Raw genomic sequence first — 1,507 nt, 5'->3', positions numbered from 1 at the left:
TGCGCCTTTAGAAACGATGTAGTTCGCTACTGTTTCTGCACGACGTTGTGAAAGTTTTAAGTTTGCTGCTTCTTTACCGATACGGTCAGTGTAACCATTTACTTGGATTGCTGCATTACCTAAACCTGAAGCATTGATTTCAGATTGCATTGCATCTAATGCTTGTGCTGCAGCTGGTTTTAAGTTTGCTTTACCAAATGCAAATAATACATCTGAGCTAAATGCGAAGTTTTTGGTTTCGATTTGTGGCTCAGCTACTGGTGCTGGAGCAGCACCTTGACCAAAGCGGTATGTTAAACCAGCAGATACTGAGTGGATATCTGGACTGTATTTAGTGAAATCTTGACCGCCAGCTTTACGAACTGCTTTAGAGTAGTTACCCGCTTTGTTTAAGTATTGGTATTCAACACGGAATGCTAATTCTGGAAGAATTGCATACTCAACACCACCACCTAAAGTTAAAGATGGTTTTAAGTTGTGCTATTTAGAGTGATTACCTGCACCAGTTACATCGTAGAATTTATAGTCGTTACGAACTAATGCAACACCTACTTTACCGTAAACATCTAAGTCAGGTAATACTGCATAGCTTGGTTTTAAGCTTAAGTTTAGACCGTGTGCAGAGTGTTTGTAAGCACGAACATCGCTATTGTTAACTCTGTCGTTACCACGAACACGACCGTAGTAGTCATAACCTAATTCGGTTGCTAAACCAAAATTGTTTTGGTTTAAGATTTGGTAGCCACCGAACACACCGTAAGTTACAGAGTTGCGGTTGATACCGAATTTGCTAGTGTTAGCATTATAACGAGCATCGGTCGCGTGTTTGTCGTCGATTTGTTTAATGCCGTGGTGGAATGCCGCCCAACCTGCTTTAGCACCAACGTAGAAAGTATTTTCTTGTGGAGCTGCTGTTGCTGCTGCTGAAGCTGCTAATACTGCTAATGCAACTAATGATTTTTTCATTTTGATGATCCTCTATTTCAATTTCGTCATCTAAAAACTGCTCATAATGAGCCGAATATTACCTTTTTCAATTCCTCAACATGAGAAATATGTAAAAGCCCTTATTACAGTTACATTCTATCAAACAAAAAAAACGAAAATCAAACAATTTTTATTGATTTGATTAAAATTCGGGCGTTTTATTGATATAAATCACTCAAACCAGCTGATAGAACTCCATTATAAAGAAAAACCCGCAAGAATGCGGGTTTTTCTTATTTAGCTAAGTCCGTTAAGAACTAACTATTACATAGTTACTTCTTTAGTACCTTGTACTTGAACTTCAACACGACGGTCTGGTGCTAAACATGCGATTAACGCTTTACGACCTTTAACTGCATCACAAGTGTTGCCAGTTACTGGGTTCGCTTCACCGTAACCTACTGCAGTTACGTTTGCAGCTGGTGCGCCTTTAGAAACGATGTAGTTCGCTACTGTTTCTGCACGACGTTGTGAAAGTTTTAAGTTTGCTGCTTCTTTACCAATACGGTCAGTGTAACCA

At 39.3% G+C, this 1,507-nt stretch carries 1 protein-coding gene and 1 pseudogene; both read right to left on the bottom strand.

Annotated elements, in window-relative coordinates; all coding sequences use genetic code 11:
- A pseudogene (locus HMPREF1128_RS00010) lies at nucleotides 1–966 on the bottom strand (outer membrane beta-barrel protein); the annotation flags it as partial.
- Between the two features lie 285 nt (nucleotides 967–1,251).
- The coding region (locus tag HMPREF1128_RS00005) for an OmpA family protein (protein WP_007522889.1) at nucleotides 1,252–1,507 on the bottom strand (256 nt) is incomplete at its 5' end.

Origin of the sequence: Haemophilus sputorum HK 2154 (genome assembly GCF_000287615.1) — a bacterium.
In the GTDB taxonomy this organism is placed as follows: domain Bacteria; phylum Pseudomonadota; class Gammaproteobacteria; order Enterobacterales; family Pasteurellaceae; genus Haemophilus_A; species Haemophilus_A sputorum.
The sequence above is the reverse complement of the archived record's forward strand: the minus strand, read 5'-3'. Positions and strand labels throughout refer to the sequence as shown.